The sequence below is a fragment of the Variovorax sp. GW821-FHT09B05 genome, from assembly GCF_059418265.1.
Genome location: NZ_JBWKPN010000002.1, coordinates 189,111 through 206,453 on the forward strand (window position 1 = coordinate 189,111; position 17,343 = coordinate 206,453).

Below are 17,343 nucleotides of genomic sequence, written 5' to 3' on the forward strand. Positions count from 1 at the left end.
GCCAGTGTGGAAAGGGTTCTTGGGCATGTTCAACCTGAACGATGGCCGATGGGGGCGTGGCGACGATTCGTCCTCCTCCAATGGCGATCGCCCTTCGGGCAACAGGCCTCCCGACGCCGATCCTCCGGGTGCCCCCACGCCCCCGCCTTCGGGCAACAACGGCAACAACAACCGCCCGCGTGGCCAGGGCCCGAACCAGGGGCCGCCGGACCTCGATGAACTCTGGCGCGATCTCAACCGCAAGCTCGGCGGCTTCTTCGGCGGTGGCCGAGGCAACAACAACCGTCCCAGCGGCGGCAACGGTGGCGGCAATGGCTACAAACCCGACATGAAGAACGCCGGCTTCGGCATCGGCCTGGTGGCCATCGTCGCCGTGCTGATCTGGCTCGGTACCGGCTTCTTCATCGTGAACGAAGGCCAGCAGGCCGTCATCACCCAGTTCGGCCGCTACAAGACCACCGTGGGCGCGGGCTTCAACTGGCGCCTGCCGTACCCGATCCAGCGCCACGAGACCGTGGTCGTCACGCAGATCCGCTCGACCGACGTGGGCCGCGACGCCATCGTGCGTTCCACCGGCCTGCGCGAATCGGCCATGCTGACCGAGGACGAGAACATCGTCGAGATCAAATTCGCCGTGCAGTACCGCCTGAGCGATGCGCGCGCCTGGCTCTACGAGAGCAAGACGCCCGCCGACACGGTGGTGCAGGTGGCCGAGACCGCCGTGCGCGAAGTCGTCGGCAAGATGAAGATGGACGCGGCCCTCGCCGAGGAACGCGACCAGATCGCGCCGCGCGTGCGCCAGCTGATGCAGAACATCCTCGACCGCTACCAGGTCGGTGTCGAAGTGGTCGGCATCAACCTTCAGCAGGGTGGCGTGCGTCCGCCCGAGCAGGTGCAGGCTGCCTTCGACGACGTGCTCAAGGCCGGCCAGGAACGCGAGCGCGCCAAGAACGAGGCGCAGGCCTATGCCAACAACGTGGTGCCGCTGGCCACCGGTACCGCTTCGCGCCTGAAGGAAGAGTCCGAAGCCTACAAGGCGCGCATCGTGGCCCAGGCCCAGGGTGACGCCGGCCGCTTCGCCTCGGTGCTGACCGAGTACCAGAAGGCGCCGCAGGTCACGCGTGACCGCATGTACATCGACGCCATGCAGCAGATCTACGCCAGCACGACCAAGGTGCTGGTCGACAGCAAGCAGGGGTCCAACCTGCTGTACCTGCCGCTCGACAAGCTGATCCAGCAGACCGGCAGCAACCAGTCCACCCCGGTCGATGCCGCCAGCCCGAGCGTCGCCGGCACCGCGCCGGTGCAGTCCTCGGTGATCCCGGTCGCGCCGACCAACGACATGCGTGCCCGCGACGGCCGCTCGCGTGACCGCGACGTGCGTTGAACCTGGAAGGCAACAAGAACATGAACAGAATCGGATTCATCGCCTCGTCGATCCTCGTGCTGCTGGTGCTGCTGAGCTCGACCCTCTTCGTGGTCGACCAGCGCCAGTTCGGCGTGGTCTACGCCCTGGGCCAGATCAAGCAGGTCATCACCGAGCCCGGCCTCAACTTCAAGCTGCCGCCGCCGTTCCAGAACGTGTCGTACATCGACAAGCGGCTGCTCACGCTGTCGAGCCTCGACACCGAGCCCATGCTCACGGCCGAGAAGCAGCGCGTGGTGATCGACTGGTACGTGCGCTGGCGCATCACCGACCCGCAGGCCTACATCCGCAACGTCGGCCTCGACGAAAACGCCGGTGCCATGCAGCTCAACCGCGTGGTGCGCAACGCGTTCCAGGAAAACATCAACAAGCGCACCGTGCGCGACCTGATCTCGGTGCGCCGCGAGGCCCTGATGGCCGACGTGCAGCGCGAAGTGCTGACCGTGGTGAAGGGCGCCAAGCCCTGGGGCGTGGACGTGGTGGACGTGCGCATCACGCGCGTCGACTACGTGGAAGCCATCACCGAATCGGTCTACCGCCGCATGGAAGCCGAGCGCAAGCGCGTGGCCAACGAGCTGCGTTCCACCGGCACGGCCGAAGGCGAGAAGATCCGCGCCGATGCCGACCGCCAGCGCGAAGTGATCGTTGCCAACGCCTACCGCGACGCGCAGAAGATCAAGGGCGAGGGCGATGCCCAGGCCGCTTCGGTCTACAGCGAGTCCTTCGGCCGCGATCCGCAGTTCGCGCAGTTCTATCGCAGCCTCGAGGCCTACAAGCAGAGCTTCAACAAGAAGAGCGACGTGATGGTGGTCGATCCCTCGTCGGACTTCTTCCGCGCGATGCAGGGCGCGGGTTCGTCGGCCGGCGCGCCGCGCCGTTGACGCCTGCGTTCGCAGCAGTTTCGGGAACGTGAGTTCCGACACCTTCTGGAGCGCGCTGGCGCTGGTGCTGGTGATCGAGGGCATCCTGCCCTTCGTGTCGCCCGGCGGCTGGCGCCGCGGCTTCGGCCAGCTGATGCAGCTGCGCGACGGGCAGCTGCGCTTCTTCGGCCTGTGCTGCATCGTGCTCGGGCTGTGCCTGCTCTGGCTGCTGGCCTGAGGCCGGCAGCGCCGCTTTTCGACCGCCTCGCCGCCCGCTTCGAGCGGGCACCGCCGGGGCGATTTTCGGCTGCCGGTAGAATTCCGGTTTAACCACGCCCCCGATCCCCATGTCCGCCTGGGTCCTCCCGGATCACATTGCCGATGTGCTGCCCTCCGAGGCGCGCCACATCGAAGAACTTCGCCGCCAGTTGCTCGACACCGCCCGCAGCTACGGCTACGAGCTGGTGATGCCGCCGCTGCTCGAGCATCTGGAGTCGCTGCTCTCGGGCACCGGCGAGGCGCTCGACCTGCAGACCTTCAAGCTGGTCGACCAGCTCTCGGGCCGCTCGATGGGTCTGCGGGCCGACACCACGCCGCAGGTCGCGCGCATCGATGCCCACCTGCTCAACCGCGATGGCGTGGCACGGCTGTGCTACTGCGGACCGGTGCTCCACACCCGTCCCGACCGGCCGCACGCCACGCGCGAGCCGCTGCAGTTCGGCGCCGAGATCTACGGCCACGCCGGCCTCGAGGCCGACACCGAAATCCTGCTGCTCGCGCTCGACTGCCTCGATGCGGCCGGCCTGCGCGAGGGCGTGATCGTCGACCTCGCCGATGCCCGCATCGTGCGCGCGCTGTTCGCCGGCGTGCCGGTCGATGCGGCCGTGCTGGCGCGCGTGCACGCGGCGCTGGCCGCCAAGGACGCGAGCGAACTGCGCGCGCTGACGCGCGATTTCCCCGCGGCTTCGCGCGAAGGCCTGCTGGCCCTGATCCAGCTCTACGGCGACGCCGCCGTGCTCGACGAGGCCGCCCAGGCGCTGCAGAGCACGCCAGCGGTGCGCGCGGCACTGTCCGACCTGAAGCTGCTGGCCGCCGGCCTCGAGGGCGTGGCGGGGCGCAAGATCAGCTTCGACCTGGCCGACCTGCGCGGCTATGCCTACTACAGCGGCATGCGCTTCGGCATCTACGTGCCGGGCGCGGCCGATTCGCTGGTGCGCGGCGGCCGCTACGACGAGGTGGGCGCCGTGTTCGGCCGCAACCGTCCGGCGGTCGGCTTCAGCCTCGACGTGCGCGAGCTGGTCGGCGTGCTGCCGAAGCGTCCGTTGCGCGCGGCGATCCGCGCGCCCTGGAGCGACGAAACCGGCCTGCGTCAGGCCATCGCCGGGCTGCGCAAGGCCGGCGAAACCGTGGTGTGCGTGCTGCCGGGCCATGGCAGCGAAATCGATGAGTTCCACTGCGACCGCGAGCTCGTCGAGCAGGCCGGCCAGTGGCAAGTCCGAACGATCTGAATTTTTAGCAATGGAACGAGCATGAGCGTAACCACCGGAAGAAACGTGGTCGTCGTCGGTACCCAATGGGGCGACGAGGGCAAAGGCAAGCTGGTCGACTGGCTGACCGAGAGCGCCCAGGGCGTGGTCCGCTTCCAGGGCGGCCACAACGCGGGCCACACGCTCGTGATCAACGGCGTGAAGACCGCGCTGCACCTGATCCCCAGCGGCATCATGCGTCCCGGCGTGAAGTGCTACATCGGCAACGGCGTGGTGCTGTCGGCGGCCAAGCTGTTCGAGGAGATCGAAGGGCTCGAGAAGGCCGGCGTGGAAGTGCGTTCGCGCCTGCGCATCAGCGAGGCCTGCCCGCTGATCCTGCCGTTTCACTCGGCGCTGGACATCGCGCGCGAGGCCTACCGCGAAAAGGGCGGCGTCGAGAAGATCGGCACCACCGGCCGCGGCATCGGCCCGGCCTACGAAGACAAGATCGCGCGCCGCGCGCTGCGCGTGCAGGACCTCAAGCACCCCGAGCGCTTCGCGGCCAAGCTGCGCGTGCTGCTCGACCTGCACAACCACGTGCTGACCGAGGTGCTGGGCTCGACCGCGATCGACTTCGACACCGTGTTCGACGAAGCCATGCGCCACGCCGCGCTGCTCAAGCCGATGATGGCCGACGTGTCGCGCGAACTGAACGACGCCCACCGCGACGGCGCCAACCTGCTGTTCGAAGGCGCGCAGGGCACGTTGCTCGACGTCGACCACGGCACCTACCCCTACGTCACCTCGAGCAACTGCGTGGCCGGCAACGCCGCCGCCGGTTCGGGCGTGGGCCCGGGCATGCTGCACTACATCCTCGGCATCACCAAGGCCTACTGCACGCGCGTGGGCGGCGGTCCGTTCCCGACCGAACTAGACTGGGCCACGCCCGGTACCCCCGGCTATCACATGAGCACCGTGGGCGCCGAAAAGGGCGTGACCACCGGCCGCAGCCGCCGTTGCGGCTGGTTCGATGCCGCGCTGCTCAAGCGCTCGGCGCAGGTCAACGGCCTGTCGGGCCTGTGCATCACCAAGCTCGACGTGCTCGACGGCCTGGAGAAGCTCGAGCTGTGCACCGGCTACGAGCTCGATGGCGAGACCACCGACATCCTGCCGATGGGCGCCGACGAGATCGAGCGCTGCACCCCGATCTACGAAACCCTCGAAGGCTGGAGCGAAAGCACGGTCGGCGTGACGCAGTACGACAAGCTGCCGGTCAACGCGCGCCTGTACCTGCAGCGCATCGAGCAGGTCACCGGCGTGCCGATCCACATGGTGTCGACCAGCCCCGACCGCGATCACACGATCATGATGCGCCACCCCTATCTGGCCGACTGATTTCCCGGCTCGACGACAACCCCAAAAAGAAGCCCCCTGCGCCCGCTGACCCGGGCGACATCCGCTATTCATCCAGGAGCCCATCCCCCATGTTGACCGAAGACGGCAAGCACCTCTACGTGAGCTACGACGAGTACCACAACCTGATCGAGAAGCTCGCGATCAAGGTGCACCAGTCGGGTTGGGAGTTCGACACCATCCTGTGCCTGGCCCGTGGCGGCATGCGCCCGGGCGACGTGCTGTCGCGCATCTTCGACAAGCCGCTGGCGATCATGTCGACCAGCTCCTACCGGGCTGATGCCGGCACTATCCAGGGCCATCTCGACATCGCGCGCTACATCACCACGCCCAAGGGCGAGATCGCCGGCAAGGTGCTTCTGGTCGACGACCTGGCCGACTCGGGCCACACGCTGCATGCGGTGATCAACATGCTGCGCAACAACTACGCGCCGATCACCGAGCTGCGCAGCGCGGTGCTGTGGACCAAGGCGCTGTCGACCTTCACGCCCGACTACTCGGTGGAGTTCCTGCAGACCAATCCGTGGATCCACCAGCCCTTCGAGGGCTACGACTCGCTGCGGCCCGAGAAGCTGATCGAGAAGTGGTCGGTCTGAGGCCCGTCTCCAGACGCGTCCGCTCGACCTCGACGCCCCGGCTTGCCGGGGCGTTTTTCATGGTGCGTCAGCAGGCGCCGCTGCCGTTCTCGAACATCGCCGTGTAGCGACGCTGCATCTCCTCGGGCGACAGCTTCTCGATGCTGTGGCCCACGTTCCAGCGGTGGCCGAAGGGATCGCGGAACACGCCCGAGCGCTCGCCGTAGAAGCGGTCCTCGGTCGGCATCTCGAGCGTGGCGCCGGCCGCCACCGCGCGCTCGACCACCGCGTCGGCATCGTCCACGTGCAGGTGCAGGGTGACCGCGCTGCCGCCCAGCGTCTTCGCGCTCGGGATGCCGTACTCGGGGTACTCGTCCGAGATCATCAGGATCGCGCCGTTGTGGAAGTCGAGCTCGACATGGCCGATGCGGCCGCTGGGCTCGACCAGCCGGAAGATCTCCTTGACCTGGAACACCTCGCAGTAGAAGTCGACCGCGGCCTTGGCATCGTGGACGCAGATGTAGGGGAAGAGCTCGTGGATCGCCATGGGGTGCCTCTCGTCGTGGTTCGTTGAAGAAATCGCGTGTCGGCGCCGATTCTGGAAGGCTTCAGCGCGGCCGTCTTGAACGAATTTGACCGGGGGCGGCGTTCGCGGGCACCGCCACGTGGCGCGGCGACGTGGCGCCCGTGCGCCGCCAGGCCTGGGGCGCCATGCCCGCGAGCGCCGAGAACTCGCGGCTCAGGTGCGCCTGGTCGGCATAGCCGGCCTCGAACGCGATCTCGGCCCAGGGCCGCGCCGGATCGGCCGCCAGCGCCAGCGCGCGGTCGAAGCGCATCACGCGCGCGTACTCCTTCGGCGTGAGCCCGATGGCGCCGCGGAACAGCGCGATGAAGCGCCGGTGGCTGTAGCCGCTGTCGGCCACCAGCGCGCCGATGGCCGGGTTCTCGCCCGCGAGCGGCCCGAGCGCCGCCGCGATCGCCGGATGCAGCCCGCGCAGGCCGGCGCGCAGCGCGAGCGCCAGCCGCGCCGACAGCATCGCTTCGAACAGCGCGAGCTGCCGCGCCAGGTCGGCCTCGGCATGCAGCCGCTCGAGCGCATCCGCCGCCTCGCGCGCGCCCCAGAGCGCGTCGAGCGGCGTGTGCTGGCCCGACAACGCGTCCTCGGGCGCGCCCAGCAGCGCGCGCGCCGCGCCGGGCTGCAGCTGGGCGCCGACCGAGCGCGTGGCCACCGAGACGTCGCGCAGGTAGAAGCTGCTGCGCGCGCCGCCGACGATCGCATGGCCGTAGGTCCGGCCCTCGGTGTCGGCCGCGTGGCCGAACAGCTTGAGCGGCGGCCCCGAGAGCCGGAACACCAGGTGCATGCCGCCCGTGGGCAGCACATGCTCGCGCGCGCCGGGGCGTTCGGCCCCAGTGCCCTCGGCGCCGGGTGCCCAGGCCCAGACCTGCCGCACGAAGGGCCGCAGGTGCGGCACGGGCGCGCGCGTCAGTTGCCGCATCTCAGGCCTGGGCATCCGCGTGCAGCGCGTAGACCGGGTCGGGCCAGCGCTCGGGCGCCATGCCGGCCAGTTGCGCCGCCAACTGTTCGACGAAGCGCATGTCGACATCGGGCGCGATGCCGGCCGGCCCGCGGCCGAAGGCCTCGCGCAGGCGGCGCACGGCATTGGCGGTGCCGCGCAGCACGCCTTCGGGCTGGCCGGACTGCTCGAAGACCAGCACGTTGGCCAGCAGGTGGAGGAACGAGGCCACCACGGTCGCCTCCGGGCGCTGCGTGCCGTCCAGCGCCGCCATCACCAGCTCGAGCCAGTCGACCACTTCCTGCGGAATGCCCTGGGCCGCCAGCGCGGCATAGGTGGTCGGCCAGGCGCTGGCCGGTGCCTTGCGCAGCCAGGCGCCGAGTGCGCGCGGCGTGCCCGCGGGGGCCATCGCCGCGGCCTCGGACGCCGAGTTCGCCTGCATCTTCATGAGGTGCCGGGGCGCGCCGCCGCCGGCTGCCGCCACCGGCAGGCCGCGCGTGCGCATCAGCATCGGCGCCGACGCCGGTGCAGCGAGCATGGCGTCGAACTGCACGGAGCCGGTGCCGCCCCAGCCGGCCGGCACCATCTGCGCGACCTTGCGCAGCTCGGGCAGGTCGGTCGCGCGCTCGCCCTCGGCGCGTTCGACCACGAGCAGGTAGTTGGTGAGGTCGGTCACGAGCTGGTGGGCCACGGCGATGCGGCGGGCTTCCGCCACGTCCTCCGCGCCGAGTTCGGCCACCCGCGCGTGCGCGGCGATCCGGCCGAGCGCGTCGATCGGCTCGGCCACGGCATTCACGCGCGCGCTGCCGATCGCTTCCTCGGCCGCGTCGCCCTCCGCGCGCACGCCGAGCAGCCGCACCTCGCCCACGGGCACCGCGTCGAACAGCGCGAACACGTTCACCGTGTCGGAGCCGAACACCGAGACCGGCAGCGCCGACGTCCATCGCGGCCGCGCGTCGCCCGGCCATTCGACGCGCAGCGCATCGAGCCGCGGCGAGCGCAGCCGCGCGAACATGCGCAGCACGGCCGGCTCGACCGCCTCGCCGGGCGCGACGAAGTCGCAGGCCCCGCCCGTGGCCTCGGCCAGGCGCCGCAGGTGGCTCTCGGCCGGGCTGCTGCCGATACCGACCACGAACACGCGATGCCCCGAGGCGCGGGCCGATTCGACGGTCGCGTCGATGGCGCTGATCTCGCCGTCGGTGACCACCAGCACGTCGCTCGACGCGCCGGTGCCCAGCGCGAAGGTCGAGGCCAGCGCGCTTTCCATCTCGGTGCCGCCCAGGTCGGCCTGCAGCGCACCGATCCAGCGCTGCGCGGCCAGGCGCGTGACCTCGGTGAGCTGCCACAGGCCGCGCGAGCGATGCTCGACCGTGCTGCCGAAGCGCGAGAGCGAGAAGCGGTCGCCCGCGCCCATCTGCGAAACGATCGATTGCAGCGCGCGCCGGGCGGCATCGATGCTGTCGCCGGCCATCGAGCCCGAGCAGTCGACGAGCAGCTGCACGTCGGTGGTGGCGGGGCCGCGCGCCGGCACCCGCGGGCAGAAGCTCGCGAGCGCGACGATGCCGCCGGGCGCGACGCCATCGGGCGCCGCCACGGCCATCGAGGCCTGCGCCAATTGGTCGATGACCAGCACGAAGTCGCGGTCGAGCGCGCCGCGGCGCGCCAGCGACACCTGCAGCAGCCCGCTGGCGGGCCGCATCGCCACGCCCACCGGATGGCTGGGCGAGGCCACGCGTGCTCGTGCCAGTTCGCCATGCAGGCGCAGTTCGATGTCGAAGGGGTAGGCCGCCACCGGGCTGTGCACGGGCGCCTGGTGCGGCTGCAGCCCGCCGTCGGCGACCGGGTCGCCGTAGCGTGGCGCGATCACCGTCGGGATCAGCAGGCGCAGGCCCTGCTGCTCGAAGGCCAGCGTCTGCGCATAGCGCAGGGTGACCACGCAGGCCTCCTGCGCCGCGAGGTTGCCGAGGTTCAGCGTGTAGCTGCGGTCGTGGTTCTTCTCCAGCATGATGGCCGCGTGGCCTTCGGCCAAAGCGCCTTCGTAGGCGGCCTCGGCCTCGGCCTTCTCGACCACCGTGCCGCACAGACGCCGCGCGCCGAGCTTCACGTCGACGCCCAGCAGCACCGCGCCCCACGGCAGCGGAAAGCCGTAGACCACCTCGACGTTCGAGGCGCTCGGGTTGCGGAAGCGCTGCTCGACCGTCATCTCGAGCAGCACGCCGCGCAGGTCGCCGCTGGCCTTCACGCCCTCGAGCAGCATGCTGTCGCCGTTCGCGGTCGTCATGCGTGCGTGTTCCTGATAGCTCATGGGATTGCCCTTTCCTGTGTCGTCAGTTCTTCTTCGGAACGTCGGCGGCGGGGCCGTCGACGGGGGAGGGGGCGCAAGCCGCGGCGAAGGCCGCCATCACGCCCTGGATGAAACCGCGCACCTGCTCCGGCGACAGCCCGGCCCGGCCGGGTTCGATCACCACCTCGACGCCGTCAGCCACCGTCAGGTGGCTGCGCACCTCCACCGAGCCGGCCATGCGCGGGCGCGCCGGCACCGGCGCCTCCTGGCCCTGCAGCAGCTCGCGGATGCGCTCGAGCGAGACGCCGGCCGCCGTCCACTTCCTGATCAGCAGCAGCTGCTCGAGGTGACGCGCGCCATAGCGCGCCGCGCGGGTCTCGCCCTCGGGCCGGTCGACGATGCCGATCTGCACGTAGTAGCGCACCGTGCGCGGCGGCAGGTCGGCCAGCACGCACAGGTCCGCGAGCGCATAGGAGGCCGCCGGGGAGGGTGGGTTCGATTTCATACACTTGATTTAAACACAAGAACTGTTTTTATAAAAGCGCACAAAAACCCGGCCCGCGGGGGCGCGCTAGCATCCAGCGCATGAGCAAGCCTTCCACGACCCTGATCCATCACCCCTACGTGCCGCCCGCCACCTTCGACGCGCCCCAGCCCGGCGTCTACAAGGCCTCGACGGTGTTCTTCGCCGACGTGGCCGCGATGCGCGCGCGCGACTGGAAGACCAAGGCCGGCTACACCTACGGCCTGCATGGCACGCCCACCACCTTCACGCTCGAGGAGCGCCTGGCCACCCTCGAGGGCGGCACCGAATGCCTGCTGGTGCCCAGCGGCCTGGCGGCGATCTCGCTCGTGGCCTTCGCCTTCCTCAAGACCGGCGACGAGGTGCTGATCCCCGACAACGCCTATGGCCCCAACAAGGCGCTGGCCACCGGCGAACTCGCCAACTTCGGCATCGCGTACCGCCTGTACGACGCCATGAACCCCGAGGACCTCGCGGCGAAGATCTCGCCGCGCACGAGGCTGGTGTGGCTCGAGGCCGCGGGCTCGGTGACGATGGAGTTCCCGGACCTGCCCGCGCTCGCGGCCGCCTGCCGCGCGCGCGGCGTGCTCAGCGCGCTCGACAACACCTGGGGTGCGGGCCTGGCCTTCGCGCCCTTCGACTTCAACGGCAGCGGGCAGGGTGTCGACATCTCGGTGCATGCGCTTACCAAGTACCCGAGCGGTGGCGGCGACGTGCTCATGGGCAGCGTGGTCACGCGCGACGAGCGGCTGCATCGCGCGCTCAAGCTCACCCACATGCGCATCGGCTTCGGCGTCGGCGTGGGCGATGTCGAGACGCTGCTGCGCTCGCTGCCGAGCATCGGGCTGCGCTACGCGGCGCACGACCGCGCGGCGCGCGAGCTCGCGCGCTGGCTCACCGACCGCGACGAGGTCGCGCAGGTGTTGCATCCGGCGATCGAGAGCTCGCCCGGCCACCGCCACTGGCGCGCGCTGTGCGGCGAGACCGACCTCGCGGCGGGCCTGTTCTCGATCGTCTTCGACGAGCGCTACGGCACCGAGCAGGTCGACCGCTTCTGCGACAGCCTGCAGCTGTTCCGCCTCGGCTACTCGTGGGGCGGGCCGATCAGCCTGGTGGTGCCCTACGACATCGGCCTGGTGCGCGACCCCGGCGTGGCGCCCTGGCCCTACAAGGGCACGCTGGTGCGCTTCTCGATCGGCCTGGAGGACGTGGACGACCTGCGCGCGGACCTGCAGCAGGCGCTCGCGCGGATGGCCTGACCGGCCTTCGCAGGAGGCGCTCCGGTTATCGCTTACAGTACCCCGACGCGCAGTCGTTCGACTGCTTCGCCTGAAGGAGAGATCAGTGGCAACACCGAATTACGGTTACGAGAAGCGGCAGAAAGAGCTGGCTCGCAAGAAGAAGAAGGAAGAAAAGCTCCGCGAAAAGGCGAACCGCAAGCTTTCCCCGAGCAGCGACGGCCTCGCGCCGGGCGATCCGGAAGACGACGTGGCCTCGCTCGAACGCGATCCGCCGACCGTTCCCGAACTGCCGACCAAGAACGGTTGAACGCTGCACCGTCCGGATTCTTTCCGTTCTGAATGACGAAGCCGCTGGGGGCCTGTCGGTCCCGCAGCGGCTTTTTGTTGGCGCGCGATCGGTGGAGGCCCGGCCCTTCGGTCCTACTTGGCGGCGAGCAGCTTGCGCAGTTCGGGCCAGACGTTGTCGAGCAGTTGCGGCTGCGCCGCCGCGGTCGGATGGATGCGGTCGGCCTGGAACAGCGACATCGCGTTCGGCGCGTCGGCCACGCCCTTGAGCAGGAAGGGCACCAGCGCGGACTTGGTGGTGGACGCCACCTTGGCGAACACCGCCTCGAAGCGCCGCGTGTAGTCGCCGCCATAGTTGGGCGGCACCTGGATGCCCACGATCAGCACCTTGGCGCCCGCGGCCTGCGCGGACTGCGTGATCTGCAGCAGGTTGGCCTCGGTGTCCGTGAGCGGCAGGCCGCGCAGCGCGTCGTTGGCGCCGAGCTCGAGCACCACGTGGCTGGGCTTGTGTTGCGCCAGCAGTGCCGCGAATCGCGCGCGTCCGCCCGAGCTGGTGTCGCCGCTGATGCTGGCGTTGACCACGGTGGCGTCGACCTTCTGCTGCGCGAGCCGCTTCTCGAGCAGCGGCACCCAGCCTTCGCCGCGCTTGAGGCCGTACTCGGCGCTCAGCGAATCGCCGAGCACCAGGATCACCGGCTTGCGCGCGGCGGCGTTCTGCGCCATCGCCCCACGCCATGCCCCGGAACTGCCGAGCGCGGCAGTGGTCAAGATAAAGTCACGTCGATTCAAAACCAAAGCCTTTCCATGTCCCAACCCCCGTCCCCAGCGATTGTCACCGTCGAGCATGTGTTCAAGTCCGTCACCGACTCGACCGGTACCCTGGACATTCTGCAGGACATCGATTTCACCCTCGGGGCACGGGAAACCGCGGCCATCGTGGGTGCCTCGGGGTCGGGCAAGAGCACCTTGCTGTCGATCGTCGCCGGGCTCGACACGCCCACGCGCGGCACGGTGAAGCTGGCCGGCGACGACATCTTCGCCATCGACGAGGACGACCGGGCCGCCTTGCGCGCGCAGCGCGTGGGCTTCGTGTTCCAGAGCTTCCAGCTGCTGGGCAACCTCAGCGCCCTCGAGAACGTGATGCTGCCGCTGGAACTGGCCAACCGCAAGGATGCCCGCAAGGCCGCGACCGAAATGCTGGGCCGCGTCGGCCTGGGCCAGCGGCTCAACCACTATCCCAAGGTGCTGTCGGGCGGCGAGCAGCAGCGCGTGGCGCTGGCGCGGGCCTTCGTGGTACAGCCCGCCTTGCTGCTGGCCGATGAACCCACGGGCAGCCTCGACTTCGCCACCGGCGAGCAGGTGATGCGGCTGATGTTCGACCTCAACCGCGAGCTCGGCACCACGCTCGTGCTGGTGACCCACGACCGCGGCATCGCGGCCCAGTGCGAGCGCCGCATCATGATCGAGGCCGGGCGCGTGATCCTCAACGAGAAGAACGCCGACGCGACGACCTGAGGGCTTCGGGTACAACCGGTCCTGCAGGAGGAGATTCAAGATGCAGGACGAGCTACCCCCCGATGCCCGACTCGCGCTGCAGCGCGGCAACCTGATCGAGGCCATCAAGATCGTGCGCGACCGCACCGGCCTCGGCCTCAAGGAGTCCAAGGAACTGGTCGAGCGGCACGCCAACGCGGTCGAGGGCGAACCCGCGCGCCAGACCGACGAATGGAACCGGCTGCTGAGCGGCGGCGCGCAGGGCCTGCCGGCCGAGGCGATCGCGGCGCTGGCGCAGGGCCGCAAGGTCGAGGCGGTGAAGATCGTGCGCGAGGCCACCGGCCTCGGCCTGGCCGAATCGCTGAAGCTGGTTGATGAGCACATGCATGGCGAGCGCGGCCAGTCGGCTCCGCACGGCGCCTTCGATCCGATGGCCGAGCCGGGTCGCGTACCTTCGGGCGGCGGCGCCAAGTGGCTGGCGATCGTGCTGGTGGTCGCCGTGGCGGCCGCGGTGTTCTTCTTCGTCAGCGCCTGAGCCCGATGATCGTTCCCCAGTTCTGGGCCGAAGGCCGCCTCCAGCAACGCATCGACGGCCGCCAGATCACGGTGCGCCGCTTCGGCTGGTCCGACGACAGCCCGGTGGCCGCGCAAGCCCATGCCGACCAGCGCACGCGCGAGGCCTTCGAGCGCATCGCCGGCGGCGAGAAGCTCGAGCGCCGCGAACGCAAGGTGGCCTACAACGGCGCCGACGGCATGCCGATCCGCGAGGAGATCGTCGAGCGCCACGGCGAGGACATCGTCACGCGCAACGGCTATGGCGCGCGCTGCCTCAACACACCCGACGTGCTGTTCGTCGACGTGGACTTCGAGGACGCCCAACGCGGCAATGCGCGCGGGCTCACCGTCATCGGCGCGGCGCTCATCGGCGCGCTGGTCGCGGGCTATGCCACCAAGTCGTGGCCGCTGGCCGTGGTGGCTGCCATCCTGGTGGCGGGCTTCGGCTTCTGGCGCGCGCGCACGGAGGGCCTGCGCCTGGCCGAACCCCAGGGCGATCCGCTGGCGGCGGTGCGCGCGCGCATTGAGCGCTTCATCCACCAGCATCCCGACTGGCACCTGCGGCTCTACCGCACGCCCGCGGGACTGCGCGCGCTTGCCATGCACGACGTCTTCGCGCCGTCCGATGCCGCGGTCGCCGACGTCTTCCAGACGCTGGGCGCCGACAAGGTCTACGCGCGCATGTGTCGCAACCAGAACTGCTTTCGCGCGCGCGTGAGCGCCAAGCCCTGGCGCATCGGCATCGGCGATCCGCTGCGGCCGCGTCCCGGCGTCTGGCCCGTGGCGCCCGAGCGGCTCGCGCAGCGCGAGGCCTGGGTGGCGCGCTACGAGCAGATGGCCGACCGCTTCGCGGCCTGCGAGTACCTCGAGAGCGTGGGCAACCTGCAGCGGGTGCATCCGCGCGCGCTCGCGGTGCAGACGCTGCATGACGAGCTGGCGCAGGCGCGCGGCGGCCTCCCGCTGGGCTGAGAGCGGGCGAGGGCGGGCTCCCTCGATAATCGCCGCATGTCTTCTCCCAAAGTGATCTTCGGCTTCCATGCCGTGGGCGTGCGTATCAAGACCGCGCCCAAGTCCGTGCTCGAGGTGCTGTTCGACGCCAGCCGGCGCGATGCGCGCATGAAACAGTTCATGGCGCGGGCCCAGGATGCCGGCGTGCGGCTGGTCGAGGCCGACGGCGCGCGGCTCGCCAAGCTCAGCGGCAGCCACGGCCACCAGGGCGTGGTGGCGCGCGTGGAGCCGGCCGCTCAGATCCATTCGCTCGACGAACTGCTCGAGGGCCTGGAGGAGGCGGGCACCGTGCCGCTCTTGCTCGTGCTCGACGGCGTGACCGATCCGCACAACCTCGGCGCCTGCCTGCGCGTGGCCGACGGCGCCGGGGCCCATGCGGTGATCGCGCCCAAGGACCATGCGGCCGGCATCAATGCCACCGTGGCCAAGGTGGCCAGCGGCGCGGCCGAGACGGTGCCCTATTTCATGGTGACCAACCTCGCGCGCACGCTCAACGAGCTCAAGGAGCGCAGCATCTGGTGCGTGGGTACCAGCGACGACGCGCCCGGCACCATCTACCAGAGCGACTTCAAGCGCCCGCTGGCGCTGGTGCTCGGTGCCGAGGGCGAGGGCATGCGCCAGCTCACGCGCAAGACCTGCGACGAGCTGGTCAGCATCCCGATGGCGGGCGCGGTCGAGAGCCTCAACGTCTCGGTCGCCAGCGGCGTGTGCCTCTACGAGGCGATGCGCCAGCGCGGCGCCTGAGCGCCGCGCCGCGGCCTCACTGCGACGGATCCTTGCCGCGGGTGCGGCCCACGGCGCTGAAGATGCCGATGCCCAGCAGGATCAGCGAGCCGATGCCGATGTAGAGCGTGGGCACGCCGGCCACCGAGGCGCCCCAGATCAGGCCGGCCATGAAAATCAGAAAACCGATCATGTAGAGCGCGAACGACATGCGTGTTCCTCCGAAGCTGTGATGTCTCGCAGTATCTGGAGCATGCTCGTCGCCCGCACCGGCCGGTGCCGCCTGCGGCTGTGGGAGCGGGCCTACCGCGGACGCAGGTCCTGGTCGGCCACCAGCAGGTAGCGGCAGCCGCCATCGCCGAGCGCCTGGAACACCAGCGCCCGGTCGACCCCGAAATCCAGGCAGTCGCCCGGTGCAAGCCGGAAGCGCTCCTCGCCGTAGTCGACCTGCAGTTCGCCTTCGAGCAGCCACAGGCATTGCCGGTATGGCTTGCCGCTCCAGCGCGGATAGGCGACCTGCGCCGCGCGCGGCAGCTCGACCTCGACCAGCTCGATGCCGCCAGCTGTGCCGCGCTCTAGCACCTGCCGCCGCAGATAGCCCGCGCCCGGATCGCGCCACACCGCCTGCGCGGCGCGGGGGCGCAGGCGCTGTGTGTCCCGGCCTTCGTCGTCCTGCGTCAGCAACTGCGCCAGCGGCACGCCCAGCCCCGCGGCCAGCCGCCCCAGCAGCACGGCCGTGGGGCTGCTCTGCGCGCGCTCGACCTTGGAGATCATCGCCTTGCTCACGCCCGAGCGCTCGGCCAGTTCCGCGAGGCTCAGGCCCTGCGCCTGCCGCAGCGCCGAGAGCCGCCGAGCGATCAGCGCGTCGATGGGCTCGCCGGTCTCAAGGTCCGAGGGGGATGCGTCGTTTCTCATAAGAGACTATTATTCTCCTATAGTGAACAACCGCGCAATGCTGCAAAGGAGCCCCATGCGCCTGATCCCCTGCACCGAGGAAGCCCACGCCGGCACCATCCTCGCGATCCTCAACGACGCCATCGTCACCTCGACCGCGCTCTACGACTACAAGCCGCGCACGCCCGAGCAGATGGCCGGCTGGTTCGCCACCAAGCGCGCCAACGGCTTCCCGGTGATCGGCGCGGTGGACGATGACGGCCGGCTCATGGGCTTCGCGAGCTACGGCACGTTCCGCGCCTTCCCGGCCTACAAGTACACGGTCGAGCACTCGGTGTACGTCGATGCGGCCGACCGCGGCAAGGGCCTGGGCCGCACGCTGCTCGAGGCGATCGTGGCCGAGGCGCAGGCGCGCGAGGTGCACGTGCTGGTCGGCGCGATCGACGCCCAGAATGCCGGCAGCATCGCGCTGCACGAGCGCCTGGGCTTCGAGCACGCGGGCACGGTGCGGCAGGCGGGCTTCAAGTTCGGCCGCTGGCTCGACGTGGCCTTCTACCAGCGCATCCTGGCCACGCCCGCCGAGCCGGTCGACGGCTGATCCTCAGTTCACGGCCCAGAAGCGCATCACCACCTGGGCCGGCCGGCGCACCCCGGCGCCGAGGAACAGCCGTTCGGCGATCCAGGCCAGCGCGGGCGAGGCGGTCTCGAAATGCGGCGTGCAGCGGAAATACACCTGCGCCGGATCGACCGGCTCGCCGCGCAGCAGCCGCGCCATGGTCTCGCGCGAGGCGCTGCGGATCGCGTGGTTCTGCACGTAGACGAGGTCGCCCGCATCGGTCTCGAGGCCATAGCGCGCATCGAGCACCGAGAGGGTCTCGCCCACGATCAGCTGGAAATCGCTGCCGCCCGGCAGCACGCGCGCGGTCCAGCCATGGCCCTGCGCCTGGCCGCCGGTGATCGTCACCACCCGGCGCAGGCCGCCCGGCCCCTGGCCCAGCACCTGGGGTTCGCCGACCTCCACGCGCAGGTCGGCGAAGTGCTCGAGCGAAGGCGCCGCGATGGCTTCGAAATCGCTCACGACC

At 70.1% G+C, this 17,343-nt stretch carries 21 protein-coding genes; 13 read left to right on the forward strand and 8 right to left on the reverse strand.

All coding sequences use genetic code 11. From position 1 onward, the window contains the following. Nucleotides 1-25: 25 nt before the first annotated feature. The 6 genes from hflK to AC07RM_RS05695 all read left to right on the forward strand — a co-directional run bounded on the left by hflK (nt 26) and on the right by AC07RM_RS05695 (nt 5,761). The gene (hflK, locus tag AC07RM_RS05670; RefSeq protein WP_093342607.1) at nt 26-1,387 is read left to right on the forward strand and encodes an FtsH protease activity modulator HflK; all 1,362 of its coding nucleotides are present in this window, start codon (nt 26-28) and stop codon (nt 1,385-1,387) included. Nucleotides 1,388-1,407: 20 nt separating this feature from the next. Further along, entirely contained in the window at nt 1,408-2,307 is a 900-nt protein-coding gene (gene hflC, locus AC07RM_RS05675; protein ID WP_093343425.1) for a protease modulator HflC, read from the forward strand. Between the two features lie 28 nt (nt 2,308-2,335). Then, the gene (locus tag AC07RM_RS05680) at nt 2,336-2,524 is read left to right on the forward strand and encodes a DUF2065 domain-containing protein (protein ID WP_093342605.1); all 189 of its coding nucleotides are present in this window, start codon (nt 2,336-2,338) and stop codon (nt 2,522-2,524) included. A 109-nt stretch (nt 2,525-2,633) separates the two neighbouring features. Next, nucleotides 2,634-3,794, forward strand: a complete 1,161-nt coding sequence (locus AC07RM_RS05685; protein ID WP_495333678.1) for an ATP phosphoribosyltransferase regulatory subunit — start codon at nt 2,634-2,636, stop codon at nt 3,792-3,794. 21 nt (nt 3,795-3,815) lie between these two features. After that, complete coding sequence (locus tag AC07RM_RS05690; protein WP_093342602.1) at nt 3,816-5,147, forward strand: adenylosuccinate synthase; 1,332 nt, start codon at nt 3,816-3,818, stop codon at nt 5,145-5,147. A gap of 89 nt (nt 5,148-5,236) precedes the next feature. Then, nucleotides 5,237-5,761 carry a phosphoribosyltransferase gene (locus tag AC07RM_RS05695; RefSeq protein ID WP_057594725.1) on the forward strand — a complete coding sequence of 175 codons (525 nt, stop codon included), beginning with the start codon at nt 5,237-5,239 and terminating at the stop codon, nt 5,759-5,761. Nucleotides 5,762-5,828: 67 nt separating this feature from the next. Here the strand turns inward: AC07RM_RS05695 and AC07RM_RS05700 are convergent, their stop codons facing one another. The 4 genes from AC07RM_RS05700 to AC07RM_RS05715 form a co-directional block, all read right to left on the reverse strand. Next, the gene (locus AC07RM_RS05700; RefSeq protein WP_495333680.1) at nt 5,829-6,287 is read right to left on the reverse strand and encodes a VOC family protein; all 459 of its coding nucleotides are present in this window, start codon (nt 6,285-6,287) and stop codon (nt 5,829-5,831) included. Between the two features lie 61 nt (nt 6,288-6,348). Then, nucleotides 6,349-7,236, reverse strand: coding sequence for a helix-turn-helix domain-containing protein (locus AC07RM_RS05705; protein ID WP_495333682.1), 888 nt, complete (start codon nt 7,234-7,236; stop codon nt 6,349-6,351). A 1-nt stretch (nt 7,237) separates the two neighbouring features. Continuing rightward, nucleotides 7,238-9,559 carry a VIT domain-containing protein gene (locus AC07RM_RS05710; RefSeq protein WP_495333684.1) on the reverse strand — a complete coding sequence of 774 codons (2,322 nt, stop codon included), beginning with the start codon at nt 9,557-9,559 and terminating at the stop codon, nt 7,238-7,240. Between the two features lie 22 nt (nt 9,560-9,581). Continuing rightward, on the reverse strand, nt 9,582-10,043 hold the full coding sequence (locus tag AC07RM_RS05715; protein ID WP_093342596.1) for a MerR family transcriptional regulator: 462 nt from the start codon (nt 10,041-10,043) through the stop codon (nt 9,582-9,584). An 80-nt stretch (nt 10,044-10,123) separates the two neighbouring features. Here AC07RM_RS05715 and AC07RM_RS05720 point away from each other — a divergent pair, with 80 nt between their 5' ends. Together AC07RM_RS05720 and AC07RM_RS05725 are read left to right on the forward strand one after the other, a co-directional pair. Then, nucleotides 10,124-11,320, forward strand: a complete 1,197-nt coding sequence (locus tag AC07RM_RS05720; RefSeq protein WP_495333686.1) for a PLP-dependent transferase — start codon at nt 10,124-10,126, stop codon at nt 11,318-11,320. Nucleotides 11,321-11,405: 85 nt separating this feature from the next. Next, a complete protein-coding gene (locus tag AC07RM_RS05725; RefSeq protein WP_057594731.1) occupies nt 11,406-11,609 on the forward strand; it encodes a hypothetical protein in 204 nt (67 codons plus the stop codon). Between the two features lie 113 nt (nt 11,610-11,722). Here AC07RM_RS05725 and AC07RM_RS05730 read toward each other — a convergent pair whose 3' ends face one another. After that, the gene (locus AC07RM_RS05730) at nt 11,723-12,310 is read right to left on the reverse strand and encodes an arylesterase (RefSeq protein ID WP_296792923.1); all 588 of its coding nucleotides are present in this window, start codon (nt 12,308-12,310) and stop codon (nt 11,723-11,725) included. Between the two features lie 81 nt (nt 12,311-12,391). Between AC07RM_RS05730 and AC07RM_RS05735 the strand changes: the two genes are divergently transcribed. Genes AC07RM_RS05735 through rlmB form a run of 4 tightly spaced genes read left to right on the forward strand, consistent with a single transcriptional unit; the run spans nt 12,392 to nt 15,388 of the window. Next, nucleotides 12,392-13,102 carry an ABC transporter ATP-binding protein gene (locus AC07RM_RS05735; protein ID WP_495333689.1) on the forward strand — a complete coding sequence of 237 codons (711 nt, stop codon included), beginning with the start codon at nt 12,392-12,394 and terminating at the stop codon, nt 13,100-13,102. A 40-nt stretch (nt 13,103-13,142) separates the two neighbouring features. After that, nucleotides 13,143-13,616 carry a ribosomal protein L7/L12 gene (locus AC07RM_RS05740; RefSeq protein ID WP_495333691.1) on the forward strand — a complete coding sequence of 158 codons (474 nt, stop codon included), beginning with the start codon at nt 13,143-13,145 and terminating at the stop codon, nt 13,614-13,616. Between the two features lie 5 nt (nt 13,617-13,621). Beyond that, complete coding sequence (locus AC07RM_RS05745; protein WP_495333693.1) at nt 13,622-14,605, forward strand: hypothetical protein; 984 nt, start codon at nt 13,622-13,624, stop codon at nt 14,603-14,605. A 36-nt stretch (nt 14,606-14,641) separates the two neighbouring features. Further along, nucleotides 14,642-15,388 carry a 23S rRNA (guanosine(2251)-2'-O)-methyltransferase RlmB gene (gene rlmB, locus AC07RM_RS05750; protein ID WP_093342589.1) on the forward strand — a complete coding sequence of 249 codons (747 nt, stop codon included), beginning with the start codon at nt 14,642-14,644 and terminating at the stop codon, nt 15,386-15,388. A gap of 16 nt (nt 15,389-15,404) precedes the next feature. On the opposite strand, the gene AC07RM_RS05755 is transcribed toward rlmB, so the two are convergent. Together AC07RM_RS05755 and AC07RM_RS05760 are read right to left on the reverse strand one after the other, a co-directional pair. Continuing rightward, a complete protein-coding gene (locus AC07RM_RS05755; protein ID WP_057594737.1) occupies nt 15,405-15,578 on the reverse strand; it encodes a hypothetical protein in 174 nt (57 codons plus the stop codon). Nucleotides 15,579-15,670: 92 nt separating this feature from the next. Further along, entirely contained in the window at nt 15,671-16,282 is a 612-nt protein-coding gene (locus AC07RM_RS05760; protein WP_495333694.1) for a helix-turn-helix domain-containing protein, read from the reverse strand. 55 nt (nt 16,283-16,337) lie between these two features. Between AC07RM_RS05760 and AC07RM_RS05765 the strand changes: the two genes are divergently transcribed. Beyond that, nucleotides 16,338-16,859, forward strand: a complete 522-nt coding sequence (locus AC07RM_RS05765; protein WP_093342586.1) for a GNAT family N-acetyltransferase — start codon at nt 16,338-16,340, stop codon at nt 16,857-16,859. A gap of 3 nt (nt 16,860-16,862) precedes the next feature. On the opposite strand, the gene AC07RM_RS05770 is transcribed toward AC07RM_RS05765, so the two are convergent. Beyond that, on the reverse strand, nt 16,863-17,339 hold the full coding sequence (locus tag AC07RM_RS05770) for a DUF3237 domain-containing protein (RefSeq protein ID WP_495333695.1): 477 nt from the start codon (nt 17,337-17,339) through the stop codon (nt 16,863-16,865). Nucleotides 17,340-17,343 lie beyond the last annotated feature (4 nt).